Below are 25,734 nucleotides of genomic sequence, written 5' to 3' on the forward strand. Positions count from 1 at the left end.
ATGGCCCCCGCCGACGTACGTCGCCTCGCAGAGAGCCTCGACCCGGTTCGCTACCGCGACAGTCTCGAGCAACCCAAGGCCGGCGAAGCCAAGGACATCGAGAAGATCATCAAGGCCTTGCACAAGAACAACGAACGGGCGTACAAGAAGTTCAAGCACGGGCTGCGGGACGCGCATGCCAAGAGTCACGCCATCCTGCGCGGCGAGCTCATCGTCAATCCGGATCTGCCGGAGGTGCTCGCCCAGGGAATTTTCGCCGAAGCGCGCAGCTTCCCGGTGATCGCCCGCATCTCAACCACCTCGGGGGTACTGCGCAGCGACAAGAACCGCGGCGTGCGCGGACTCGGCATCAAAGCCATCGGCGTGCACGGCGAGCGCGCGATGGGCGATGCACCGAATGTCACGCAGGACTTCGTGCTCGTCACCCACGAGGAATTCCTGTTCGCCGATGCCCATGCCTACCGGACGCTGGGGATGCTGAGCGCCACCTTGCTGGCCCGGTTGTCCGACGGCGCGCTGTGGGCAGGCAGTGAACTGCTCGGCGCGCTCCAGAAGATCGGGCTGCCGATACCGCCCAATCTGGCCGTGTTCGTCGCGCCCAACCGTCCGATCCTGGGCGAGACGTTCTACTCCTCCGCCCCGATCCGCTATGGCGACTATGTGGCGCGATTCAAATACGAACCCACCTCACCGGAGGTGAAAGCGCTTGCCGACCAGACCCTTCCGCGTAATCCCGGCCAGGATGAGCACCGCGATCTGATCATGGCGTTCTTCGAAAAGCACTCCGCGGAATACACATTCAGCGTGCAGCTGTGCCTCGACACCAAGGAGATGCCGATCGAGGACGCCACGAAGCCCTGGAAATCCCCGTACCTACCGGTCGCCAAGGTGGTGTTCCCCGAGCAGAACCCCTACAGCGCATTGCGCCGCGCGTACGGCGACGACGTGCTGTCCTTCAACTCGTGGCGCGGCCTCGAGGCACACCGGCCTCTGGGATCCATCAATCGGTTGAAGCGCAAGGTGTACGAGGCATCGAGCGACTTCCGGCACCAGATGAATCACATCGACCGGCACGAGCCGGCCAACATTGCCGAACTTCCGGATTGACCCTCAGCGAACGGGAAATGCTTGCAATGGGAAGAACATTCGCCTCCACCGCCGACACACACCGCCCCGTCGACCCCTTGTTCGGCAGCGATCCGGCCCCGGTACCCCTAGACTCAGGATTCATGCCTGGTCAGTGGCAGCTTTTGGACCGGCCCGCCGAGCACGAGGCCATTCGGGCCGCCCTCAGCGGGACGGACAGCTGCGGAGTCGTCCTCGTCGGAGCTGCCGGAGTCGGCAAAACCACGTTGGCGCGCACCGTCACCGCATCGTTGAGCCGGAAGGTGCACTGGACCGCATGCACCGAATCGTCGCGCAGCATCCCGCTCGGCGCGTTCGCCCACTGGGTGTCGTCGTCGGGATCGCGAGACCCCATCGCGCTCATCGGATCGGCACGCGAATCCCTTGTGGCCGACGGTGACACCATCGTCGGAATCGACGATGCCCACCTGCTGGACCAGCTGTCGGCGACGCTGCTGCACCAGATCGCGGTCGAGCGCTCCGGCCACGTGGTGGCCACGGTCCGCACCGGCGAGCCGGTACCCGACGCCGTCACCTCACTGTGGAAAGACGGTTACCTCCAGCGCTTCGAACTCAGCCCGTTCACCAAGCAGCAGAGCATCGCTCTCATCGAAACCGTGCTCGGCGGAACCCTCGAAGGGCTCAGCGCCGACGTGATGTGGGAGACCTCGGGCGGCAACCCGCTGTTCCTGCGCAACATGGTCGAGGGCGCCGTCGACGCGGGCACGTTGACCAAGGTCAACGGGGTGTGGCAGTTCCGCGGCCCCACCGTCATCCCGTCCGGGCTGGTCGAACTGCTCGACGAGCGCCTGGCGCACGCCGGTGAGGATGTGCTGCACGCACTGAAACTGCTGGCCCTGTGCGAACCCCTGGACATCGATGCCCTGGCCGAATTGGCCGGGGAGGAAGCGGTGGATGCGGCCGAGATGCGCGGCCTGATCCGGATCGTCGCCGACGACGGTCAGATCAATGTTCGGTTCAGCCACCCACTGTTCGGCGAGGCGGTGCGCCGCCGGGTCGGCACCGCGTCGGCCCGCAAGCTGCGGGGCCGGATCGCCAAGATCCTGCACGAACGCAACCTCGATTCGCCCGCCAGCCGAATCAAATTGGCCGAGTTGGCCATCGAGAGCGACCAGGGCACCGACATCGAACTGCTGATCACGGCCGCCAAGGATGCGGTGTTCCTGTCCAACCTTCCGCTCGGCGAGAAACTGGCCCGTGCGGCCTTCGCCCACGGCGGTGGCCTGAGCGCAGCTGCACTACTGTCCCGCGCGCTGTTGTGGCAGGGCCACCCGGTACAGGCCGACGCCATCCTCGAGCAGTTCTCCCCTGCCGACCTCAACGAGATGGAGCTCGTGCAGTGGGGCATTCCCCGACTGTCCAACCTCTTCTGGTCAATGGGCGATGTGGTGCGCGCGGATCAGGTGCTGGCTCTCCTGCGGGAGCGGGTCACCCATCCGACCCTCCGACTGATCGTCGATGCGACCGGCGCGGGCATGGCCGTTCACCGGAACAAGATTCCCGAGGGGCTGGAGATCGCCGAACGGGTGCTGGCAAACCCTGAGGCGCCCCGGCAGGCGGTGGATTTCGCGGCGTTCGCGGCCGGCCTGTCGATGCCGTTGATCGGTCGCGGCAACGATTTCCTGCCGATCGCATCGCGGTGCCGCACCGAGCGCAAGACCACCGACGGCATGGTCCGGATCATGGTGTTCTACGGCGAGGTGCTGGCTCTGGCGTACACCGGCCGGTTGGATCTGGCCCAGCAGCGCGCCACCGAGTACGCCGAATTCTCCTCGGCCGGCCAGTTCGCCGGCTGGGCCATCGCCAAGATCATGGAAGGCGTGGCGGCCACGCACAGCGGCCGGTTCCGCGACGCCATCCTGGCGATCGAACAGGCCCTGGCCGCGCTGAACGCCGAGAGCTCCCTGCCCTGGCAGCTGCCCGGCCGGTTGCTACTGGCCCGCGCATACGCCGGGGTGGGCAACCCCGCCGAGGCCGAGCGGGTGCTCGAGGATGCCAAGGAACACTCGGGCGAGTTCATGGCACTGCACGAGCCCCTCCGGATGATCGCCAAGGCCTGGCTGGCCGCAGCCAAGGGCGGACACCGCTCGGCGATCGACCTGGCCCGGGCGGCCGCCGATGCGGCGCACTCGTCCGGCCAGTTCGCGGTCGAGGCCGAGGCCCTGCACAGCGCGGCACGCTTCGGCGACCGCAGCGTGACCCGCCGCCTGCAGGACCTGGTCGACCGGACGGAGGGGCCGCTGCCCGCCCTCTACGCACGACACGCCGCGGCCGTGACCGCCGCCGACCCGAGCGAACTGGACAAGGTGGCCGGCGCGTTCGAGGAGGTCGGTCTGCTGCTGTCGGCGGCTGACGCCGCCGCTCAGGCGGTGCCCCTGCACGACAAGGCCGGGCATCGCCGCAACAGCACCGAATCCGCCGCGCACGCACTGCAATTGGCGTCCAAGTGCGGCGGCGCCGCCACCCCGGCGATCCGATCGGCCGCGCGCCCGCTGCCGGTCACCGCGCGAGAACGCGAGGTGGCCGGACTGGTGGCCCAGGGATTGTCGAACCGCGACATCGCCGAACGGCTCACCGTCTCGGTCCGCACCGTGGAGGGACACATCTACCGGGCCTGCATCAAGCTCGGCGTGGCCGACCGTGATGAACTCGCCAAGATCGTCTGGAACGACCTGGGCCGGTAACTGGAGTTCAATGACGCGAGCTCAATACACGTCTCGCACGTACCTCTTCTGGGCGACCAGTTCCCGCTTGTAGTCGCGCGCGGCGTCTTCGGACATCGCACCGTGGGTGCGCAGGATCGTGGTCAGCGTGGTGTCCACATCTTTGGCCATCCGGGAGGCGTCACCACAGACGTAGAAGTGGGCACCGTCATCGAGCCAGCGCCATACCTCGGCCCCACGGTCGAGCATCTTGTGTTGCACGTACACCCGGTCGGCCTGATCGCGGGAGAACGCCAGATCCAGCCGGCTCAGAAAGCCGTCCTCGACCATGTCCTCCAGGTCGTCGCGATAGTAGAAGTTCTCGCGGCGGTGCTGATCGCCGAAGAACAACCAGTTGCGACCGCCGTGCCCCAGCGCCCGGCGCTCCTGCAGGAATCCCCGGAAGGGCGCCACGCCGGTACCCGGGCCGACCATGATCATCGGCGTGCCCGCGTCCTCGGGCGGCCGGAAATGCGGTGACCGCTGCAGGAACACCGGCGCGGCCGCGGCGCGGCCGGCCAGGAAGGTGGAACACACTCCGCCCCGGGCCGAGCCGCCGGCACCGCGGTAGCGCACCACCGACACCGTCAGCTGGACCTCGTGCGGACTGACCAGCGGGCTCGACGAGATCGAGTAGTTGCGCGGGGTCAGCCGGACCAGAACCTCTTGCCACTGTTCGGGCTCCGCGCGCACCGCGAACTCGCTCACGACGTCGAGGCCGTTGCGGTTGCGCATCCAATTGCTGCGCCGCTCACCGGAATTGCGCAGGATCTTGGCCGCGGACTTGTCCGTGCAGGACTCCGCGACGAACCGCAACAGGTCCGGCGTCACCCTACAGATGTCGTATGACGAGATGAGGGCATCGCGCAGCGACTGCTCCACACCGTCGACCTCGATCACCGAGTCCGGGTTGAGTGCGGTGGCCGCCAGCCAGGAGTCGACCACGGCCGGATCGTTGCTGGCATAGACGCCCAGTGAGTCACCGACCGAATAACTCACGTCGTACTCGGAGATGTCGAAGCCGAACTGACGGACCTCCTTGGCCGCGGTCGACGTCGTCAGCAGCTCGTTGCGCGCCAGTACGGCCAAAATCGGCTTGGCCCTGGTGAATTCGTCAGACTCGGTGCGGATGACGGTGCCGGGACCTCCGCCGGCGATGGCCGGGACGGGCGTGGCACCGGCGAGCGCTGTGGTAACCGAATCGGCCCAGCGCCGCAACGGCTCGTCATCGTAGGCCTCGCAGTCGGCGCGCTCGAGCAGCTTGGTGGCACCGAGATCGGCCAGCCGCTGGTCCAGGGATTTGGCGTGCCCGCAGAAGTTGTCGTAGGACTTGTCACCGATGCCGAGTACCGCATAGCGGACACCGTGCAGCTGCGGGGCGTCCGGGGCCTGCAGCCGGCTCCAGAAGTCGGCGCCGTTGTCCGGTGGGCCCCCGTCACCGAACGTACTGGTGACCACCAGGATGTCGCGTGCGGCGGCAAGGTCGGCCAGCGCGAGGTCGTCCATGTTGACCAACGAAGCCCCGTCGATGCGGCCCGCCAGCCCCGCCGCGAATTCCTCGGCGGTGCCGGTCTGCGAGGCCCACAACACCAGCGGCCCGCCGGGCACCGACCTCTCGCCCGGCGCACCGCCGCCGGCCCGCGAATAGCGTCCGGCCAGCATCCCGTCCACCCACAGCCGCACCTTGGCACTGAGCGGCGCTGCCGCCGGAACTACCGGCATGCCCACGGGGGCGTCCGGCAGGCCGGTGAAAAATCCGGCCAGATAGATCTTTTCGTCCTGACTCAGGGACGGCTTGTGTGCGGCGCTCAACCCCATCTCGGCCGCCAGCGGATGCAGCGCCGGGGTCCCGTCGACCGTCAGGACCGGACGCAGGCTGACTGCGCACACCTTGAACTCCGGCTGCAACGAGTCCGGGTCGACAGCATCGTTGGTCACGGCATTGACGGTCAGGTACTCGCCGTGTTCGTCGTTCCAGTGAAACGGCGCAAAGCAGTTGCCCGGCCGCACCCGATCCGACAACATCGCGGGGAGCACTGCGCGCCCACGCCGGGACGTCAGCTCGACCGGCTGCCCCTCCACGATGTCGAGCTCCAGGGCGTCCAGCGGGTGGATTTCGACGAACGGAGCGGGATTGAGCTTGTTGAGTTTGTCCACCTTGCCGGTCTTGGTCATGGTGTGCCATTGATGTTGCAGCCGACCGGTGTTGAGCACCATCGGATAATCGTCATCGGGCAGTTCCGCGGCATCCATGTGCGGCCGGGCGAAAAAGACAGCCCGCCGCGACGGCGTCGGGAAGGCCAGCCGGGGCCGGTTACCGTCGGCGTCGACGAACAGGTCCTGGCTCACGCCGTCGTTGAGGTAGCGGATGGGGTGCCGGTCGTCCTCCCCACCGGGGCCGTCGACCGGTGGGACCGGCCACTGCAACGGGGTCTCGCGCAGCCGCTCGTAGTCGGCGCCGCGCAGGTCATATCCGGTCTTCGGGTTGGCGAACCCGCGGATCTCCGAGAAGACCTCTTCCGCGGACCGGTAAGCGAAGTGTTCGGCGAACCCGAGATGCGCGGCCACCTGGCAGATCAGCTGCCAGTCCGGTCGGGCCTGCCCCAGTGGGGCGACCGACGGGGACAGCAGGGTCAGGTTGCGCTCCGAATTGACCATGACGCCTTCGGATTCCGCCCACAACGCAGCGGGCAGCAGGACGTCGGCGTAGTGATTGGTCGCCGTGGACCGGTAGGCGTCCTGGACGACGACCAGCTCGGCGGCCTCCAAGCCGTTGATCACGGTCTTCCGGTTGGCCACGGTGGCAACGGGATTCGTGCAGATGATCCAGCAGGCCTTGATCTGGCCCTGCTCCATCTGTTCGAACATGCCGATGGTGCCCGGGCCCACCGCGGAGCGGATGGTGCCGGGTTCGACACCCCACCGGGTCTCGACGAACGCACGGTCATCGGCCGCGAGCACAGACCGCTGGCCGGGCAGACCCGGTCCCATGTAACCCATTTCCCGGCCGCCCATGGCGTTGGGCTGACCGGTCAACGACATCGGACCGCTGCCGGGGCGGCAGATCGCGCCGGTGGCCAGATGCAGGTTGCAGATGGCGTTGGTGTTCCAGGTTCCGTGTGTGCTCTGGTTGAGACCCATGGTCCAGCAACTCATCCACTCCCCGGCCTCGGCGATCATCGCTGCGGCGGTGCGGATGTCAGCTTCGGGGATTCCGGTGATCTCGGCAACCCGGGCCGGTGGGTAGCCGGCCAGGAATTCCGGCATCGCGTCCCAACCCGTGGTGTGTTCGGCGATGAACTCATGATCGACGTCGCCTCGTTCGACCAGCAGATGCAGCAGGCCATTGAGCAGCGCCAGATCGGTTCCCGGCTTGATCTGCAGGAACAGGTCGGCGCGTTCCGCGGTCGCCGTCCGGCGCGGGTCCACGACGATCAGCTTGGCTCCGGCCTTGAGCCGATCGGCCATGCGCAGGAACAGAATCGGATGACAGTCGGCCATATTCGCACCGGAGACGAAGAACAGGTCGGCCCGGTCGAAGTCGGTGTAGGAGCCCGGCGGCCCGTCGGAGCCGAGCGACTGTTTGAAGCCGGTGCCCGCACTCGCCATGCACAACCGGGAATTCGATTCGATGTGCACGGTACGCAGGAATCCCTTGGCGAGCTTGGTGGCCAGGTACTGCGCCTCCAGCGTCATCTGGCCGGACACATAGAGCGCGACTGCATCGGGTCCGTGCTCGTCGACGATGGCCCGCAGCCGGCGTCCCGCCTCGGCTGCCGCGTCGTCCACCGGTGTCGGCATCAGTTCATCCGCACGCGTGGGCCGCAGCAAAGCGGACTGGAGCCGATCTTCGTCAGCGGCCATCATCTCGGCGTGCATCGCCCCCTTGGTGCACAGCCGGCCGAAATTCGTGGGATGCAGCTTGTCGCCGCTGACCCGGGCAATCACCGTGCGGCCGTCATCGACCCTGGTAGTGACCTCGATGCCGCATCCGACGCCACAGTACGAACACGCCGTCCGGTGTGTCTTGTCCGGGACCGAACCCGGGGCCGCGCCGTCCGCCATGCCCCCATCATCTGGTGAGGGTGTTGTCGGATCTTTCCGGCGACGTTATCGCCACGAAAACTGATGCTCACCACCCGTAGATGCCCCGTGTGAGGGGCAACATCCCAGGTCAGAGTGCATCAGTGATGTGTGGGCTTGACCGCCAGCACCGGTTTCGGGCATTCCAGCAGCAGTTGTTGCGACACGCTGCCGAGCAACAACTTGCCCACCGGGCTGCGGTGCCGGATGCCGATCACCAGCAACTCAGCGTCGGCGGCCTCCATCGCATCGAGCAGTTCGGTGGCCGCGTCGACCCCCACCGGCTGGCGCAACTCGAACGGCACGCCACTCTCCCGCAACCGTTCCTCGACATCGTGGACCTGACCGGATCGGGCGAACCGGGAATCCACATAGGCCTCGCCCGAGGTCGCGTTGATCACCAGCAGGCTGGTGCCCCGCAGGGCGGCCTCGGCGATACCGTGCTCGACGGCGGCAATGCCGAAGGCGTCCGCGGTGTAGCCGACGACGATCATGCCTGGGCCGCCTTCTCCTGCTGATCCGCATCATCCTCGACGATCAACAGCGTCTCCTCACTGCGGTGCATCAGCTTGAGCACCAACGGCATCAACAACAGGATGGCCATGAGCACATAGGTGATGATCGCGACCGGCTCGGTGAACAGGCTGGTCCAGTCGCCGCCGCCGAGCTGCAGGCTCTGGCGCAATTGCCGTTCGATGCGAGGGCCCAGGATCACCCCGATGATCATCGGCAGCACCGGCAATCCGAATCGGCGCATCATCAAACCCAGCAGCCCGAACACCAGCAGCAGGACCAGATCCAGGGGTTGCACGTTGACCGCGAACGCCCCCAGGGTGGCGAAGAACAGGATGCCCGCGTACAGGTATGGCCGGGGTGTGCGGAGCAGCTTGGCCCACAGCGGCGCCAGCGGCAGGTTGAGCACCAGCAGCAGGAAGTTGCCGATGAACAGGCTGGCGATCAGGGTCCAGATCAGCAGCGGTTCCTTCTCGAAAAGCGTCGGCCCGGGCTGAATCCCATAGGACACGAACGCGGTCAGCATCACCGCGGCCGTGGCGTTGGTGGGCAGCCCCAGCGACAGCATCGGCACGAGGGTGCCCGCCGCCGAGGCGTTGTTGGCTGCCTCGGGTCCGGCCACACCCTCGATGGCGCCCTTGCCGAACTCCTCGGGGTGCGCCGACAGCCGCTTCTCGGTGATGTAGGACAGGAACGTCGGCAACTCGGCACCACCGGCCGGCAGCGCGCCGAACGGGAAGCCGTAGGCGGTGCCACGCAACCACGGCTTCCACGACCGGCCGAAATCCTCGCGACTCATCCACGGCCGCCCCACCGGGATCACGTCGGCCGGCCGGCGGCGCAGATGCGCCGCCACCCACAGCGCCTCGCCGAGTGCGAAGATCGCCACCGCGATCACCACGATGTCGATGCCGTCGGACAACTGCGGCAGGCCGAAGGTGGCGCGCGGCTGACCGGTGAGGAAGTCGATGCCGACCACCCCGATCGCCAGACCGAGGAACAGCGAGATCGCGCCGCGCAGCTTGGAAGATCCGAGCACGGCGGTGACCGCGACCAGGGCGAACAACATGATCGCCAGATAGGAAGGCGCGCCGAGGGTTACCGCGAACCGCGAGATCGGCGGCGCGAAGGCGGCCAGCAACGCGGTGCCGATCGCTCCTGCGACGAAGGAGCCGATCGCGGCGGTGGCCAGCGCCTGCGCGGCCCGGCCGGCCTTGGCCATCTTGTTGCCCTCGATCGCGGTGATCACCGACGAGGATTCACCCGGGGTGTTCAGCAGGATCGAGGTGGTCGACCCGCCGTACATGCCGCCGTAGAAGATCCCGGCGAACATGATGAAAGCCGCACTGGGGCTGACGTTGTAGGTGACGGGCAGCAGCAGGGCGACCGTCATGGCCGGACCGATACCCGGCAGCACGCCGACTGCGGTACCCAGCAGCACACCGATCACGGCGTACATCAGGTTCATCGGGGTCGCGGCCTCGGCGAACCCCTGAAGCAACCATTCGAAGTTACCCATTCACAGAATCCCGTCCAGAATGCCTGCGGGCAGCGGAATTCCGAGCCCGGCGTAGAACGCGTAGAAGCTCGCCACCGACAGCACCGTGCCGATCGCGAGGTTTCGGGTGTAGTGGCGATTGCCGAGAATCGTTGCCGCCCCGGCGAACAGCAGCGCACCAGTGATGGCCCATCCCAACGGCTTGACCAGAACGATCACCAGCACGAACAGTCCGACCAGCAGTCCCACCGTGCGCCAGTCCCCCGGCATGTTCGGGTCGACGTCTTCACCGGCGTCCGCCTCACCGACCGATCCGCGCGGTATCGCGAGCGCGAGGACTATCGCGAGCGCGATCAGGATGACCCCGATCCCCAGTGGAAATGCCCGCGGCCCAACGGGATCGACCTTGGCGAACCCGCCGGTCAAGGTGAGCGCGTCATAGATCAGGAATCCGCCGACGGCCACCAGGACCGCGCACACCAGATACTGGGCCTTGTCGACCTTCACAACAACCCCAATTCGGTCAGCGTCGTCGAGACGCGCTTATCCTGATCACGCAGGAACTGTTCGAAGTCCGCGCCGGTGCTGAACGCGTCACTCCAGCCGTTCTTCACCAGCGCGTCGCGCCACTGCTGGGTGCCGTGCAGATCGGTCAGGGCGCGCACCATCGCACCCCTCGCCTCATCTGAAATTCCTGGCGGCGCGAGTATTCCGCGCCAGTTGGTGAACGTGAGGTCGATACCGGCCTCGGTCAGGGTGGGCGCATCGATCCCCTCGACGCGTTTGGCCCCCGACACCGCCAGCACTCGGACCTGCCCGGCCTCGATCTGGTCGACGAACTCGCCGAGCCCGGTGGTGCCCGCCGCGATCTTCTTGCCCAGCAGGGCCGTCAGCAGGTCACCGCCGCCGTCGTAGGTGATGTAGTTAACCTTGCGCGGGTCGACTCCGACCGCGCGTGCGGTTTCCATCGGGAACAGGTGATCCGGTCCACCCGGCGAGGATCCGCCACCGATCGTGACCTTGGCCGGATCGGCCTTCCATGCCGCAACCAGCTCGCCGATGGTGCGGAACGGCGAATCCCCGGGCACCAGAATGCCTTCCTGCTCCTCGACCATCTTGGCCAGGGCAGTGGCGTCGGAGGCGCGCGCCGAGGACCCGTTCGTGTACACGGCTCCCACCACACCCAGCCCCATCATCATCATGAGGTCGTCGTTGCCGTTTTCGTTCATCAGCCGGGCCATCGCCACGGTGCCGCCGGCCCCGATGACATTGAATACCTCGACACGCCCGGTGATATCGGTGTCTTCCATGATCTTCACCGCGGTGCGTGCGGTCAGGTCATAGCCGCCGCCCGGGCTGTTGGGCACCATCATGCGCAGCCGGTGCAGGCCGCGGGATTGGTCACCTCGGGTGACGCCGCACGCCGTCATCAGCATCAGTGCGACCACGGCCACCATCAGCGCGGCGCCTAGACGTCGAAACCTCATGGTCAGCAATACTGGACCCCTGAAGTGACGCAGGTCACCCATTCGGACGCAAAGGAAGTTTTGTTCGTTGAGTTCACCGGTCGGGCGTTCACCAGTCGCGCGGTCACGGTTGTTGCGGGGCGGCAGCCTGGCCGCGCGCTTCCTGGTGTTCCAACTGCTGGTCGTCGCGGTGGTACTGATCGCGGTGGCCGCGGTGTCGGTGGCGCAGTCCAACCGGGAGTTCCGGGATGTCCGCGGGCAGCGGATGATCGCGGTCGCCGAGAACATGGCGTCCACCCCGATCGTCCGGGACCGGTATGACGACCCGTTCGCCACCCAGGTGCTGGCACCCGAGGTCGACCGCGCGGTGGCGCTGTCGGGCGCCGAGCTGGCCGAGATCGCCGATCCAGCCGGAAATGTGCGTGTGTCGTCCGATCCGGCGCGCGTCGGGCAACGACTCGACCTGAGCACCACCCGCGCCGATGAGGGCCGCGCCTGGTCCGGCGACACCGACGTCAACGGCACGCATCGACTGGTGGGCCAGGTGCCCGTCCTGGGCGCCGACGGTGCGGTGCTGGCGATCGTCTCGGTCAGCGAGCGCTACCCGTCGATGTGGGAGTTGTTGGGCGGGGCCGGCGAACGGCTGCTGATCTACCTCGGACTGGGCGCGACGCTCGGGATGCTTGCGTCGTGGCTGTTGTCGCGTCGCATCAACCGCCACACCCGTGGTCTGGACATCGCCGAGATCGCCAGCCTGGCCGATCACCGGGAAGCCCTGTTGCACAGCATCCGTGAGGGCGTGGTCGCGGTGAACAACGAGGGAGTCATCACGGTGATCAACGACAGCGCATCCGATCTACTGAGCATCGGCGCAGACGCGGTCGGCCGCCGTGCCGACGAGGTCGGTCTGGAACCCGCGGTGGTGTCATTCCTGTTGTCCGGCGAGGGAACTCGCGCCGACGATTCGGACGTGGTGATCACCACCCGGACCCGGGTGCTGGCGCTCAACCGCCGCGCGGCCCGCAGCCAGGGCAGGAGCATCGGTACCGTGACCACCATGCGCGACAGCACCGAGCTCGCCGCACTGCAGGCACAACTGTCCTCACACCGAAGCGTGACCGACACCCTGCGGGCGCAGACCCACGAGTTCTCCAATCAGCTGCACACCATCTCCGGACTGGTGCAACTGGCCGAATTCGATGCGGTGCGAGACCTGGTGGGCGCCCTGACCCGGCGCCGTGCTGAGATCAACGCGGCTGTCACTCAACATGTTTCCGATCCCGCGGTGGCCGCACTGCTGATCGCCAAGACGTCGCTGGCCGCCGAGAGCGGGGTCGCCCTCGCCCTGACCCACGACAGTCATCTCAGCCCGCTCGACCCGGCCCTGGCGACCGACGTGATCACACTGCTGGGCAATCTGATCGACAACGCCGTGGACGTATCCGTCGGCTCGGCAACAGCACAGGTGACTGTGCGCATCGACGACTCGGCCGGGCTGCTGCTGGCCGTCTCGGATTCGGGACCCGGTGTGCCCGAAGATCTTCGGGAGACCATCTTCTCCCGCGGAGTCACTTCCAAGGCCGACGTCCCCGGCGGCAGGGGCATCGGGCTGGCCCTGGTACGCCTGGTGACCGCCCAGCACGGCGGAGACGTCGAAGTGACCGACGCCCCAGGCGGCGGCGCGCTGTTCGTGGTGCGGCTCCATGCGTGACGTACTTGTCGTCGACGACGACTTCATGGTCGCCGAAATACATCGCCGCTTCGTCGACCGCGTCGGCGGATACCGCACGGTGTCAGTGGCACACAACGGAACCGAGGCCCTCGCGGTCGCGGCCGAACTTGGTCCCGACCTGATCCTGCTCGACGTCTACCTGCCGGACATGACCGGGTTGGAGGTGCTGCGACGGCTGCGCGCCGAGGGCAACCGCGTCGGCGTCATCATGGTGACCGCAGCCCGCGAACTCGACACGGTGCGCGGCGCGCTGGACGGCGGGGCCGCCGACTACCTGATCAAACCGTTCGACTTCGATCAGCTGCAGGCGAAACTGGTGGCCTTCGCCGCGCGTGCCGAGGCACTCGCGGCTGAGGGCGGCGCGGATCAATCGACCATCGACGCCCTGTTCGGTGGGCCGGCCGCCGTCCTGCCCAAGGGGCTCGGAGCCGAGACCGGCCGACTGGTCATGGATGCGGTTCGCGGCGCGGGCGAGGTATCAGCCGCCGAATGCGCTGAACTGGTGGGTATTTCAAGGGTCAGCGCGCGCCGCTACCTGGAGTACTACCTGAGCACCGGCGCGCTTGAGCTGCGGTTGCAGTACGGTGCCGGCCGCCCCGCGCGGCGCTACCGGGCGAGGTGACCGCATCCGAACCGCGGAACTGACGTAGCGCGCTACTCACGACCCGCGGCAGCCGACAGACCAGCATCGACATCAGCAGGTCCTGGCCCGATCACGCGGAGGCTGTCATGACCCCGGTAACCAACGCCGCCCTTCCCACACTCGACTACGAACACGAGACCGACCCCGAGGAAGTGCACCGGCTGATCGCAGCGGCCCGCGCCCACGCCCCGATCGCGATGGGACCGCACGGCCCGGAACTACTGACCTACGACCTCGTGCGCACCGCGCTGCGCGACGCACGATTCGAGGTGCCCAGAGGCATGTTCCTGGCTGCCCAGGGAATCACCTCGGGCCCGCTGTGGGACCGCGCCAACAGCAGCCTGCTGGGCATCGACGCCGAATCACATACTCGGCTGCGCCGACTGGTCGCCAAGGCGTTCGCACCCCGCAGCGCCGAGAAGCTGCGGGAGGCCTGCATCGACATCGTCACCGAGCTCACCGACCCCTGCCTGTCCGAGGGGCGGTGCGACGTGGTGACCGATATCGCCATGCAATACCCGATCCCGGTGATCTGCGCGCTGCTCGGCGCACCGCGCCAGGACTGGCATCTGTTCTCCCGATGGGCCGATGACATCTTCAAGATGTTCAGCTGGAATCTCGGCGGCCACGCCGACACGGTCGAAACGGCCTGGCTGCAACTCGACGATTACGTCGACGCCATGGTGACCCACCGAAGCACCACCCTCACCGACGATCTGTTGTCCGACCTGATCCGGGCCAAGGTCGATGGAGACCGGCTGACCCACTCCGAGCTGCAGATGCTGGCCGGTGGCGTCCTGCTGGCCGGCACGGATACCACCCGCAATCAACTCGCGGCAGCTGTCCAGGTGCTGTGCGACTACCCCGACCAGTGGCTCCTGCTGGCCGAGAATCCTGACATGGCACCAACTTTCGTCGACGAACTCCTTCGGCACACCCCCATCGCCCTGAGCAGCGTCCGGACCGCCCGCGAGGATGTCGGACTGGCCGGCCTCATCTTCCCGGCCGGAACCCATGTGGTCGTGAACTTCGCTGCGGCCAACCGCGATCCACAGGTGTACGACGACCCGGACCGGTTCGACGTCAACCGGATCGGCCCGCCGGCCATGATGACGTTCGGCGGCGGGCTGCATTACTGTCTCGGCGTTCACCTGGCCAGGGTCGAACTCACCGAGGCATTGCGCGTGCTGACCCGAAAGCTGCACAACCCACGCTGTGTCGGCCGAGCCCGATGGAAACCGATGACCGGGATTACGGGGCCCGCCTCACTGCCCGTGACCTTCGAGGCAGCCTGAAGGTCCAAAAACTGGACCTGAAATACGACCGCCGGCGGGGTACCGAGATAATGACGGCGTGACATCGAAGGTTCTGTTCCTGCGCAACGACCGAACGGCCACCGAGGCCATGCTGGCCGCAGTCTTCGCCGAATGCGGATTCGACATCGACACGTTCGACGTCGTGGCCCCCGAGCGGGACGACGACCCCGCCGGCGAGGTGACCCTCCCCGACCCGACCCGCTATGACGTGATCGTTCCGCTGGGCGCTCGCTGGTCGGTCTATGACGAAGCCCTGGTCGACACCTGGGTGGGAGCCCAGATGGCCATGGTGCGCAGCGCGGTCGAGGCCGGCGTCGGCGTGCTCGGGGTGTGCTTCGGTGGACAGCTCATCGCGCAGGCCTTCGGCGGTTCGGTCGGCAGGTCGCCCGCGCCCGAGGTCGGCTGGTACGACGTGGCCAGCGACGACGATCAGGTGGTTCCGGGTGGCCCGTGGTTCCAGTGGCATTTCGACCGCTGGACCCTTCCGCCCGGGGCCACCGAGATCGCCCGGACACCCGACGCCTCACAGGCGTTCATCCTGGGCACGGCGCTGGCGCTGCAGTTCCACCCCGAACTCGATTCGGAGCTGTTGGAAGTCTGGTTGGCCCACGACCGCGAGGGCTCCGCGGCCGACATCGGCCGCAGCCACGATGAATTGCGCTTGCAAACAAAGGAATTCACCGACGACGCGGCCGCCCGGCTGCGCACGCTGGTCCGCGGCTTCCTGAACCGGGTGGTCCGGGCGCAGCCGTCGACGTAGGCTGGCATCTAGCCGGCAGAATTTTTCGAGAGCCGGCAACAGCGCTGATGAACGCCTGGAGTCTGCGAACCGGCAGAGATCGCATCTACCAGGACCGCCACGAAGCGGGCCGGGTCCTGGCCGAACAGCTGGTGTCGTATCGGGACCGACCCGACGTACTCGTCCTGGGCCTGGCCCGGGGCGGAGTCCCGATCGCCGCGGAAGTCGCCGCCCACCTCCACGCGCCGCTGGATATCTTCGTGGTCCGCAAGCTGGGCGTGCCCCAATGGCCGGAGCTCGCCATGGGTGCGGTGGCTTCCGGCGGCGGTCTGGTGATCAACGACGGACTGGTGGATCGCCTCGGTATCGATGAAGACACCATTGTCGAGACCATCCGGCGCGAGACCGCCGAAATCGAACGCCGGGAACAGGCCTATCGCGGAGGACGTCCGGCGCCCGAACTTCCCGGCAGGACGGTGATCCTGGTCGACGACGGCATCGCCACCGGGGCCACCATGCTGGCCGCGGTCCGCGCTGTGCGGGCGGCCCGGCGGGTCGTGGTGGCGGTACCGGTCGGCCCACCCACCCTGAGCAATCAACTACGGGATGAGGCCGACGACGTGGTGTGCATGAGTACCCCGCCCATGTTCGAAGCGGTGGGTCAAGCGTTCGTGGATTTCCACCAGGTCAGCGACGACGAGGTGCGCTGCCTGCTGGCTGAGTCCACCACGGGACCAGGCGAGAGTTAGTTCTTGTACTTCTCGGCGGAATCGTCGGCCTCGACGTCCACATCAGCGGCGTCGGACTCCACGGCGACATCTGACTCAGGCTCGGCGACCAGGTCATCGGGATAATCCACCGGCGCATCCACCGCGTCGAAGGTCTCGGTCGTCTCGGTGGCGCCGGCCTCATCAGCGGCCGCGACCGCGTCTTCGTCGTCACCGGTCTTCGTTCCGCGCGAGCGTTCCCGCAATGCGTCGATGATCAGCAGCAGCACACCGATCACGCTGGCACCGATACAGACCCAGGCGATCAGCTCATTGCTGGTGACCACAGCGGTCACCAGCGCGGCCAGGCCGATGACGGCAAGCACGAGCGCAATGATCAACATCGTTCAACCCTAAGTGTGGTGGGCCCGAGATCGGGCCGGTTCACGACAGTGCGAGGACGTCAGTCTTGCCGGTTAATTATTGCCGCGGTTGAACTGGCTGAAACCACCAGCCGAGTCGTTGTTGGCACTGGAATCAACCGGCGCGGCCGAACCGCGCTGGCCCAGCTCTTCCAGCTGAGACTCCAGGTAGGTCTTCAGACGCGTCCGGTACTCACGCTCGAACGTGCGCAGCTGCTCCAGGCGGCCCTCCAGGACCGTGCGCTGCTGATTAATCGTGCCCATGATCTCCGAGTGCTTACGCTCGGCGTCGGCCTGCAGGGCATCGGCCTTCTCCTGAGCCTGACGCAGCTGGGTCTCCGAGCGGGTCTGCGCGTCGGCCAGCATGGCGTCGGCGCGCGTGCGCGCCTCCGAGACCGTGGTCTCGGCGGTCTTGCGGGCATCGCTGACCATGGCGTCGGCCTGGGCGCGGGCATCCGAGAGCAGCTTCTCCGACTCGGCCTTGGCCGTGGAGGTCAGACGATCGGCGGTGTCCTGCGCCAGGCTGAGCACCCGGGCGGCACGTACGGCGGTGTCTTCGCTCGGCGGCGCGGCAGGGGCGACCGGCACCGGCGGGGCCTCGTACACCGGCTGGGGCGCCGGGGTCGGCTCGGGCTCCGGCTCGTAGAGCGGGATGGACTGGGTGGACTGAGCGCCACCGCCGGCCCGCGCCGATGCCAGCTCCTGATCGAGCTCGGACACCCGCTGCCGGAGGTCGGCGTTTTCCTCGATGAGCCGAGTCAGCTCGTTCTCAACCAGATCGAGAAAGGCATCGACCTCGTCCTCGTTGTAGCCACGTTTGCCGATGGGCGGCTTGCTGAACGCGACGTTATGGACGTCCGCTGGTGTGAGCGGCATTGTCTGCCCCCTTGAAGTCTTGGACCGTCAACCGATCTCAAAGTGTAAAGCCTTGCTTGATCGCAACTGGAGTCCATCCTGTCACACCAGACCCGGCGGTTGCAGTGGAGGCCTATTTTTAAGAACGAATTTCAATCTTCTTACGCAATTGTGGACCATTCGGCAAACGCCGAGATCGCGTCTGCCCGACCCACGTACATCGAAGGTCTACATCGCCGCGTTGAACGCCAGCTGCATCCCGATGAACGCCGCGAGCAGCAGCACCATGATCGACAGGTCGAACCGCACGGCGCCTATCGTGAGCTGGGGAATGAGCCGCCGCAGAAGTTTCACAGGCGGGTCGGTCACGGTCATGATGAGCTCCAGCACCACGACGGTCAGCCCCTTGGGGTGCCAGTCGCGGCTGAAGGACCGGATGAACTCGACGACGACGCGCGCGATGAGCAGCAGCCAGAAGATGAACAGCGCGAAACCGAGAATTTCGAAGAACAGCGACAACTGAGCCGACCTCACTACAGCAGGATGTGTGACATTGGATACAGGTCGCCGTAGGCCGGACACATCTCACACAGATGACGTGGTCAACCGATATTGCGACGCCGCCAGCCTACCCGGGCCCCATCTGGGCGTCCGGTACGCGCAGCGGCGTCACGGTGCCGCGACGGACGTCGCCGCGCTACTGATACGCGTAGAAGCCGGCCTCGGCGATCCGACGTCGCTGCTCAGCGCTGACGTCGACGTCTGCGGGCGACAACAGGAAGACCTTCGTGGCCACCTTGTCGAAGGAGCCGCGCAGCGCGAACGCCAGACCGGCGGCGAAGTCGACCAGCCGCTTGGCGTCGGCGTTGTCCATCGAGACCAGGTCCATGATCACCGGGGTGCCGTCGCGGAACCGTTCGCCGATGGTGCGCGCCTCGCTGTAGTCCTTGGGCCGCAGCGTGGTGATCTTCGCCAGCGGGCTGCCCGCTTCGAACAGCTCCGCCATCCGGCGGGGGTCCATTGCCAGCGCGCCGCGGGTAGATCCGGATAGTGCACCGAGACGCGGTGCGGGACGGTCGAATTCGCGGGGGGCGCGCATCCGCGCGTCGAACCGCTGCTCGTCGGCGAAACCACCACCCGGGTAGCCGCCCCGATAGGCCGGGCCCTCGTCGTACTCGGGGGCCTCGTAGCCGTAGCCGTCCTCTTCAAAGCGCTCGTCACGGGGGCGCCGGGCGTAGCTGCGGGCAGCTCCGCGGTCGTCGTCCTCGTAATACTCGTCGTCGTAGTCCTCCATCGGCGCCATGCCGAAGTAGGCCTTGACCTTGTGCAGTGTGCTCATCTCGGCGACCCTTCTGCGGACTGTGGGGGTGGTGGTGTCTGTGATGAAGATGTGACTGGAGTGACTACTGCGGGTGACGTTAGCGGGCGTTGCCCCATGAGCGCGGTACCGACACGCACACACGTCGATCCGTGTTTGACCGCACTTTCGAGATCTCCGGACATCCCCGCCGACAGTTCGAGCCGGTGCTGGTAGTCGCGCTGTACCCGCTCCCGCTCGGCGGCCAGCCGCGCGAACGCGTCGTCGGCATCCCATTCCAGTGGCGGGATTCCCATCAGACCGGCGAACTCCAACCCCTCGGCGGCGTTCGCTGAACCACAGATTTCGTCGACGAGATCGGGGGCATTCACATCGACACCACCCCGCTCGGTGTCCCCGTCGAGACTGATCTGGATGTAGACCCGCAGAGGCTGCGCCCGCCCACCAGCGGCCAGCGCCTCCCCTGCGGCCCGGTCCAGCGCGGTCAACAGACGCATGCTGTCGACCGAGTGCGCGGTGTGCGCCCACCCCGCGACGGCCCGCGCCTTCTTGCGCTGGATGCGCCCCACCATGTGCCAGCGAATCGGCACGTCCGGCAATTCGGCGCGAACAGAACCGACTTTATCGGCGGCCTCTTGTTCGCGGGATTCACCAAAAGCGAGGCACCCTAATTGATTGAGAATAATGACATCGGAGGCCGGAAAGTATTTCGTAATCGGAAGTAATTCAATTTCATTGACATTTCGCCCGACCGATTCTGCGGCACGCGCCAGGCGCGCCCGCGCCGCACCGAGCGCGGCGGTCAACTCGGCCGTCCGATCCGCGTCACGCCCGCGCTGCACGGTGCTCATCTCACCCTCACTCCAGGTTCATTCTGGGATCGTTCATCGGGACTGCTCCATCCACACCACACTCGCCAGACGTCCGGTCGGTGCGTCCCGGCGATGGCTGAACAGTGCGCGGTCGGCGACCGTGCACCGCGGGTCCACACCAATCGCGGTGACACCCAAAGCCGTTAATTGCCGGGCAATTCCGGCTCTGAGGTCCAAACCGGGCGTACCCCGCGAGGTGGTGGTGCGCGAGCCGGGCAGGACGGCCTCCACCTCGGCCGCCATCTGTTCGGGCACCTCGTAATTGGCGCCGCTGACCGCAGGGCCGAGCAGCACCGAGATATCACCGAGATGCGCACCGGCGGCCACCATCGCCTCCAGGGTCCGGGCGACGATGCCCTTCTGGGCGCCGACCCGCCCGGCATGGACAGCTGCGATGACCCCGGCGCGCGCGTCGCCCATTAATACCGGGACGCAATCGGCGGTCACCACGACCAATGCCAAACGCGGCGTCGTCGTCACCAATGCGTCGGCATTATCGACCGCCGTGTCTCGCGGGCCGTCCACGGTGACCACGTGGTCGCTGTGTACCTGATTCATCCAGACCAGCGCATCGGCCCCGACGGCGGCGGCCAGCCGTCGCCGGTTCTGGGCCACCGCCCTCGGATCGTCGCCGACGTGGTCGCCGAGGTTGAAGGAATCGAAGGGCGGTGCCGAGACGCCGCCGGCGCGGGTTGTCGTCACCCGCCGAATACGAACACTCACAATCCCAGTATCCGAACCCGCCGCCGGGCCCGGCTCAGTGCCGCATGAAGGGCGGCACGTCGACATCGTCGTCGGCGATCCCGCCGTCTCCGTCGCCACCGACACTCACGGTGGCGCCATTCGTGTGTGCCGGGACGCTCACCGCGTCCGTCGGCTCGAACAACGACGTGGTCACCTTGCCCGCCCGCGCCGAGGCGATCGGCTGGGTCTGTGCCGCGCTGGGGCTGACCACCGGCTTCCGGCTGGGGCCGGCGCTGTCGAAGCCGGCCGCGATGACCGTGACCCGAACCTCGTCGCCGAGCGAATCGTCGATCACCGTGCCGAAGATGATGTTGGCCTCGGGATGGGCCGCATCCTGCACCAGCGAGGCGGCCTCGTTGATCTCGAACAGACCCAGGTCGCTACCGCCGGCCACCGACAGCAGCACGCCCTGCGCACCTTCCATCGACGCTTCCAGCAGCGGTGAGTTGATCGCAATCTCGGCCGCCTTGAGCGCACGGCCGTCGCCGCGTGCCGAGCCGATACCCATCAACGCCGTGCCCGCCCCACTCATCACACCCTTGACGTCGGCGAAGTCGACGTTGATCAGGCCGGGTGTGGTGATCAGGTCGGTGATGCCCTGAACACCGTTGAGCAGCACCTCGTCGGCGCTGCGGAACGCGTCCATCAACGACACCGCGGCATCGCCCATCTGGAGCAGCCGATCGTTGGGGATGACGATGAGGGTGTCGCAGCTCTCGCGCAACGACTGAATCCCGTTCTCGGCCTGGTTGCTTCGCCGCTTGCCCTCGAACGAGAACGGCCGCGTCACTACACCGACGGTCAGCGCGCCGAGCTTGCGCGCGATCGATGCGACGACGGGCGCGCCACCGGTTCCGGTGCCGCCACCCTCGCCCGCGGTGACGAAAACCATGTCGGCGCCGCGCAACAGCTCCTCGATGTCGTCCTTGGCGTCCTCGGCGGCCTTGCGGCCCACCTCGGGGTCCGCCCCGGCGCCGAGTCCGCGGGTGGAATCGCGGCCGACGTCGAGCTTGACGTCAGCGTCGCTCATGAGCAGTGCCTGTGCGTCGGTATTGATGGCGATGAACTCGACGCCCTTGAGGCCCTGTTCGATCATCCGGTTGACGGCGTTGACACCGCCGCCGCCGATACCAACCACCTTGATTACCGCTAGGTAGTTATGCGGGGGGGTCATGGATCGTCTTCCTCCCAGGTCGGGTGTTCATGGCCGCCGAACTCTCCTCCTGCAAACCCTCAACCTCAACCATAGGCTTAGAGTTATGTCAAGTAGTTCCGCGCAAACAGAACGGTAGGGGGCCGACGCCGGTGATCGCGGCAGGCGCGCCGACGCGCCGCGCGGCAATTTTCCGCGGATCTACTTGACAGTCGGCAGATCCGGGCTGGACACGTCATACGTATGACCCGGCTGGGTCAGCAGGGCCGCCAGCTTCAGCGCCTTCTCGTCGGTCCGATCGTTGGTCCCCCACACCACCACTCGGCCGTCGGCGAGCGTCAGCGCGATCGAGGCCACCGACGGCGCGGCAATCCGGCCCACCTGTGCCACGACATCGGGCGGCAGGGCCAACATCACCTCGAGCGCGGCCTTGGTCGCCGGATCCGTCGGGCCCGGATTGTCGGCGTCCAGGTACGGCAGCGTCGGCGGTGGCGGCTCGGTGGCGAAATCCACACCGTCGCGGTCGAACAGGTGAGGACCGTCGGGATAGTCCTTGACCACCACCGGAACCCGCTCGACGACCGTGATCCTCAGCGTCGAGGGATACTCACGCTGGACCCGTGCCGTGGCGACGCGGCGGATCGTGGCCACCCGCTCGGCGACCGCGTCCGTGTTGACCTGCAACAGCGGCGTGCCCGGTGCCACCGCGGCAGCGGCCAGCACCTGCTCCTGCGGCACCGCGGCCGCACCACTGACCTCGACATTCCGCGCCGACATCACCGGCGTGAAGTACAGAACCAGACCCAACGCCACCGCGACCACACTCGCCAGCGCAGACCACAGCAACACCTTCAGGCCACGAATAGTGCTGCGGGTCACAGCATTCGGAGCGTCTGCAGACTGCCCGACCACCTTGCGCTTGGCCTCACGGCGGGCATGTTCGATCGCCACTGCCCGGTCCCGCGCGGCTCGTCGCTCCGCGCGCTCGCGCCGGGCACGCCGGCGCGGGCCTTCGAAATCGCCTTCCGCCTCGGGCGGCGTATCGGTCTCAGTCGCGGGCGGCACATCGGACCCAGCCGGGCCGGATGCGGAAGCCTCGGTCGAAGCCTCGCCGGGAACGTCGGTCGCCTCCTCGGGACCGTCAGAACCCGTCTCGGTCACGGCGCACCCATCGGGGGACGGCCCGGGGCACTGCGGTTCTCCTTGATGCCGAGTTCGGTCAGGATCTCCTTGCCCAGCATGGTCACGTCGCCGGCACCCATGGTGAGCACCACGTCACCGGGGCGCGCGGAAGCCGCCACCGCGGCGGCGACCGCCGAGAAATCCGGAACATAGGTGACCGCCGAGCTGACATGCTCGGCGACGGTGGCGCCGCTGATGCCGGGCAGTGGCTGCTCACGCGCGCCGTAGACGTCGAGCACGAAGACCTCGTCGGCAGCGCTCAGCGCCGATCCGAACTCGGTCGCGAAAGTCGCTGTGCGCGAGTACAAATGCGGTTGGAAGGCGACGAGGACGCGGCCGCCGGTCTGGTCCACCACGGTCCGGGCCGCCTCGAGGGTGGCCCGCACCTCGGTGGGATGGTGCGCATAGTCGTCAAAGACCCGGACACCGCCGAGTGAGCCCACCAGCTCGAAACGCCGCCGCACACCCTCGAATCCGGCCAGTCCGTCGAGAACGGCCTCCGCGGGTGCGCCCACCTCGATGGCGGCCAGCAGCGCACCGAGTGCGTTGAGCGCCATGTGCCGGCCGGGCACCGCGAGCCGGATCGCGCGCGGGTGCGGCTCACCGGCGAGCTGGATGTGGGCCACCGCCCCGGTCCCCTGCTGCTCCCAGCTCAATAAGGTGCCGGCCAGATCGTCGGCGGGCGTGCTGCCGTACCGCAACACCCGGATACCCAGTGAGGCAGTGTGTTCGGCGAGGGCAGCGGCTCCCGGATCATCGGTACACACCACGAGGGCACCGCCCGGCGCGATGCGGTCGACGAACGCGGAGAACACCGCGGTGTAGGCCTCCTCACTGCCGAAGAAATCCAGGTGGTCGGCCTCGATGTTGGTGACCACCGCGACATTCGGGGTGTACTCCAGCAGCGAGCCGTCACTCTCGTCAGCCTCGGCGACAAAGCACTTCCCGCTGCCGTGATGGGCATTTGTGCCTGCCTCGCCCAGTTCACCGCCCACGGCGAAGGACGGGTCGAAACCGCTGTGCTGCAACGCCACGATGAGCATCGACGTGGTGGTGGTCTTACCGTGGGTGCCCGTCACCATCAACGTGGTGTAACCGGCCATGAGCTTGGCCAGCACCACCGGGCGCAGGATCACCGGGATTCCGCGGCGCCGGGCCTCGACCAGTTCCGGGTTGGTCTTGGGGATCGCGGCGTGGGTGGTGACGACCGCGGTCGGCCCGCCGGGCAACAGATCCAGCGACGACGCGTCGTGGCCGATCCTGATCTCGGCACCGCGGGCCCGCAGGGCCACCACGCCACGCGACTCCTTGGCGTCCGAGCCGGACACCAGGCCACCCCGGTCCAGCAGGATGCGGGCCACGCCCGACATCCCGGCTCCCCCGATCCCGACCATGTGCACCCGCTGCAATTCAGCCGGAAGTGAATTACCGTTCACTGCAGCTTCTTTCGTTGAGCACGGGCGATATCTAGGGCGACCTGCGCCACCCGCCTCGCGGCGTCGGGATGACCCGACAACGAGGCAGCGGCCGTCATCGCAGCCAACCGCGCGTCGTCGGTCATCAGGCTTGCCACCGTATCGGCCACGAATCCGCCGGTGAGCTGGGCATCGTCGACGACAATGCCGCCACCCGCCGACACCACCGGTAGCGCGTTGAGCCGCTGCTCACCGTTGCCGATCGGCAGCGGGACGTACACCGCAGGCAGTCCGACGGCGGTCACCTCAGCCACCGTCATCGCTCCGGAACGGCAGATCGCCAGATCTGCCGCGGCATAGGCCAGGTCCATCCGGTCCAGGTACGGCACCGCGACGTAGGCCGGTGCGCCCGCCGCAGCCGGCGGCAGGTCGAGCGTGTTCTTCGGCCCGTGCGCGTGCAGAACCGAAACTCCCGCCGCACCAAGGGCTTCGGCAGCCGACGACACCGCACGGTTGATCGACTGCGCCCCCTGCGACCCACCGAACACCAACAGCACCTTGGCGTCGGGGGTGAATCCGAAGAATGCCCTGGCCTCGGCCCGCAAGGCGGCCCGGTCCAGTGAGGTGATCGCCGCGCGCACGGGCACTCCGACCACCTCGACCTTGCGCAGTCCGGGCTCGGGCACCGCCGAGAGCACACGTCGTGCCGATACCGCGCCGACGCGGTTGGCCAGGCCGGCGCTGGCGTTGGCCTCGTGGACCACCACCGGGATGGCACGACGACGACCGTGCAGGCCGAAGCCGCCACGGGCGGCGAGGTACGCCGGCAGCGCGACGTAGCCGCCGAACCCGATCACCACGTCGGCCTCGACACCGGCCAGGACCGAACGGGTCTGCCGGATTGCGGTGCGCACGCGCAGCGGCAACCGCACGAGGTCTCCCGACGGCTTGCGCGGAAGCGGCACCGGGGTGATCAGCTCGAGGTCATAGCCGCGCTGTGGCACCAGCCGGGTTTCCAACCCGCGGGCGGTTCCGAGTGCGGTGATCCGCACCTGCGGATCGAGTTCACGGAGTGCATCGGCCACCGCCATGGCCGGCTCGACGTGACCCGCCGTGCCGCCACCGGCGAGAACGATGGATATCCCCCGGTCGCTACTCTCCTGCCCCCGAGGACCAGATATCCCGCGCTCGCCACGCTCCTGCCCCCGAGGACCAGATATCCACCGGT

Annotated in this window: 22 protein-coding genes; 7 read left to right on the forward strand and 15 right to left on the reverse strand. The window is 67.3% G+C overall.

Going from position 1 to position 25,734, the window contains the following annotated elements; translation table 11 throughout:
• Together EYZ64_RS18990 and EYZ64_RS18995 are read left to right on the forward strand one after the other, a co-directional pair.
• Nucleotides 1–1,107: a catalase family protein gene (locus tag EYZ64_RS18990; protein WP_135460117.1), complete on the forward strand. Its 1,107-nt coding sequence runs from the start codon at nucleotides 1–3 to the stop codon at nucleotides 1,105–1,107.
• Between the two features lie 122 nt (nucleotides 1,108–1,229).
• On the forward strand, nucleotides 1,230–3,830 hold the full coding sequence (locus EYZ64_RS18995) for a LuxR C-terminal-related transcriptional regulator (protein WP_135455670.1): 2,601 nt from the start codon (nucleotides 1,230–1,232) through the stop codon (nucleotides 3,828–3,830).
• A 21-nt stretch (nucleotides 3,831–3,851) separates the two neighbouring features.
• On the opposite strand, the gene EYZ64_RS19000 is transcribed toward EYZ64_RS18995, so the two are convergent.
• The 5 genes from EYZ64_RS19000 to EYZ64_RS19020 all read right to left on the reverse strand — a co-directional run bounded on the left by EYZ64_RS19000 (nucleotide 3,852) and on the right by EYZ64_RS19020 (nucleotide 11,429).
• Nucleotides 3,852–7,913: a bifunctional nitrate reductase/sulfite reductase flavoprotein subunit alpha gene (locus EYZ64_RS19000; protein WP_135455672.1), complete on the reverse strand. Its 4,062-nt coding sequence runs from the start codon at nucleotides 7,911–7,913 to the stop codon at nucleotides 3,852–3,854.
• A 119-nt stretch (nucleotides 7,914–8,032) separates the two neighbouring features.
• Complete coding sequence (locus EYZ64_RS19005) at nucleotides 8,033–8,425, reverse strand: universal stress protein (RefSeq protein ID WP_135455675.1); 393 nt, start codon at nucleotides 8,423–8,425, stop codon at nucleotides 8,033–8,035.
• The gene (locus tag EYZ64_RS19010; RefSeq protein WP_135455677.1) at nucleotides 8,422–9,963 is read right to left on the reverse strand and encodes a tripartite tricarboxylate transporter permease; all 1,542 of its coding nucleotides are present in this window, start codon (nucleotides 9,961–9,963) and stop codon (nucleotides 8,422–8,424) included. Before EYZ64_RS19010 ends, EYZ64_RS19005 begins: the two co-directional genes overlap by 4 nt.
• Nucleotides 9,964–10,449, reverse strand: a complete 486-nt coding sequence (locus tag EYZ64_RS19015; protein ID WP_210115536.1) for a tripartite tricarboxylate transporter TctB family protein — start codon at nucleotides 10,447–10,449, stop codon at nucleotides 9,964–9,966.
• Nucleotides 10,446–11,429 (reverse strand): Bug family tripartite tricarboxylate transporter substrate binding protein, encoded by a 984-nt coding sequence (locus EYZ64_RS19020; RefSeq protein ID WP_135455681.1) that lies wholly within the window; start codon nucleotides 11,427–11,429, stop codon nucleotides 10,446–10,448. The genes EYZ64_RS19015 and EYZ64_RS19020 overlap by 4 nt, the downstream gene beginning before the upstream one ends.
• Nucleotides 11,430–11,496: 67 nt before the next feature.
• Here EYZ64_RS19020 and EYZ64_RS19025 point away from each other — a divergent pair, with 67 nt between their 5' ends.
• From EYZ64_RS19025 to EYZ64_RS19045, 5 genes are all read left to right on the forward strand, one after another.
• Nucleotides 11,497–13,119 (forward strand): sensor histidine kinase, encoded by a 1,623-nt coding sequence (locus EYZ64_RS19025; RefSeq protein WP_135455683.1) that lies wholly within the window; start codon nucleotides 11,497–11,499, stop codon nucleotides 13,117–13,119.
• The gene (locus tag EYZ64_RS19030; RefSeq protein WP_135455685.1) at nucleotides 13,112–13,762 is read left to right on the forward strand and encodes a response regulator; all 651 of its coding nucleotides are present in this window, start codon (nucleotides 13,112–13,114) and stop codon (nucleotides 13,760–13,762) included. Before EYZ64_RS19025 ends, EYZ64_RS19030 begins: the two co-directional genes overlap by 8 nt.
• A gap of 107 nt (nucleotides 13,763–13,869) precedes the next feature.
• The gene (locus EYZ64_RS19035) at nucleotides 13,870–15,078 is read left to right on the forward strand and encodes a cytochrome P450 (protein ID WP_135455687.1); all 1,209 of its coding nucleotides are present in this window, start codon (nucleotides 13,870–13,872) and stop codon (nucleotides 15,076–15,078) included.
• 58 nt (nucleotides 15,079–15,136) lie between these two features.
• Nucleotides 15,137–15,859, forward strand: a complete 723-nt coding sequence (locus EYZ64_RS19040) for a type 1 glutamine amidotransferase (RefSeq protein ID WP_135455689.1) — start codon at nucleotides 15,137–15,139, stop codon at nucleotides 15,857–15,859.
• A 47-nt stretch (nucleotides 15,860–15,906) separates the two neighbouring features.
• Nucleotides 15,907–16,587: a phosphoribosyltransferase gene (locus EYZ64_RS19045; RefSeq protein WP_135455691.1), complete on the forward strand. Its 681-nt coding sequence runs from the start codon at nucleotides 15,907–15,909 to the stop codon at nucleotides 16,585–16,587.
• On the opposite strand, the gene EYZ64_RS19050 is transcribed toward EYZ64_RS19045, so the two are convergent.
• The 10 genes from EYZ64_RS19050 to murG all read right to left on the reverse strand — a co-directional run bounded on the left by EYZ64_RS19050 (nucleotide 16,584) and on the right by murG (nucleotide 25,726).
• Nucleotides 16,584–16,949: a hypothetical protein gene (locus tag EYZ64_RS19050; protein WP_135455694.1), complete on the reverse strand. Its 366-nt coding sequence runs from the start codon at nucleotides 16,947–16,949 to the stop codon at nucleotides 16,584–16,586. The genes EYZ64_RS19045 and EYZ64_RS19050 overlap by 4 nt on opposite strands.
• A gap of 72 nt (nucleotides 16,950–17,021) precedes the next feature.
• Nucleotides 17,022–17,843 carry a DivIVA-like cell division protein Wag31 gene (gene wag31 / locus EYZ64_RS19055; RefSeq protein WP_135455696.1) on the reverse strand — a complete coding sequence of 274 codons (822 nt, stop codon included), beginning with the start codon at nucleotides 17,841–17,843 and terminating at the stop codon, nucleotides 17,022–17,024.
• Between the two features lie 207 nt (nucleotides 17,844–18,050).
• Nucleotides 18,051–18,341: a YggT family protein gene (locus EYZ64_RS19060; RefSeq protein WP_036449468.1), complete on the reverse strand. Its 291-nt coding sequence runs from the start codon at nucleotides 18,339–18,341 to the stop codon at nucleotides 18,051–18,053.
• 178 nt (nucleotides 18,342–18,519) lie between these two features.
• A complete protein-coding gene (locus EYZ64_RS19065) occupies nucleotides 18,520–19,161 on the reverse strand; it encodes a cell division protein SepF (RefSeq protein ID WP_135455698.1) in 642 nt (213 codons plus the stop codon).
• Entirely contained in the window at nucleotides 19,158–19,991 is an 834-nt protein-coding gene (locus EYZ64_RS19070) for a YggS family pyridoxal phosphate-dependent enzyme (RefSeq protein WP_135455700.1), read from the reverse strand. The genes EYZ64_RS19065 and EYZ64_RS19070 overlap by 4 nt, the downstream gene beginning before the upstream one ends.
• A 33-nt stretch (nucleotides 19,992–20,024) precedes the next feature.
• Nucleotides 20,025–20,735: a peptidoglycan editing factor PgeF gene (pgeF, locus tag EYZ64_RS19075; RefSeq protein ID WP_135455702.1), complete on the reverse strand. Its 711-nt coding sequence runs from the start codon at nucleotides 20,733–20,735 to the stop codon at nucleotides 20,025–20,027.
• A 34-nt stretch (nucleotides 20,736–20,769) separates the two neighbouring features.
• Nucleotides 20,770–21,930 (reverse strand): cell division protein FtsZ, encoded by a 1,161-nt coding sequence (ftsZ, locus tag EYZ64_RS19080; RefSeq protein WP_039321525.1) that lies wholly within the window; start codon nucleotides 21,928–21,930, stop codon nucleotides 20,770–20,772.
• Nucleotides 21,931–22,110: 180 nt separating this feature from the next.
• Nucleotides 22,111–23,070: a cell division protein FtsQ/DivIB gene (locus EYZ64_RS19090; protein ID WP_502702977.1), complete on the reverse strand. Its 960-nt coding sequence runs from the start codon at nucleotides 23,068–23,070 to the stop codon at nucleotides 22,111–22,113.
• Nucleotides 23,067–24,485, reverse strand: a complete 1,419-nt coding sequence (murC, locus tag EYZ64_RS19095) for a UDP-N-acetylmuramate--L-alanine ligase (RefSeq protein WP_502703022.1) — start codon at nucleotides 24,483–24,485, stop codon at nucleotides 23,067–23,069. Before murC ends, EYZ64_RS19090 begins: the two co-directional genes overlap by 4 nt.
• 38 nt (nucleotides 24,486–24,523) lie before the next feature.
• Entirely contained in the window at nucleotides 24,524–25,726 is a 1,203-nt protein-coding gene (murG, locus tag EYZ64_RS19100) for an undecaprenyldiphospho-muramoylpentapeptide beta-N-acetylglucosaminyltransferase (protein WP_502703023.1), read from the reverse strand.
• Nucleotides 25,727–25,734 lie beyond the last annotated feature (8 nt).

Origin of the sequence: Mycobacterium sp. DL99, assembly GCF_004762045.1 — a bacterium.
GTDB lineage: Bacteria > Actinomycetota > Actinomycetes > Mycobacteriales > Mycobacteriaceae > Mycobacterium.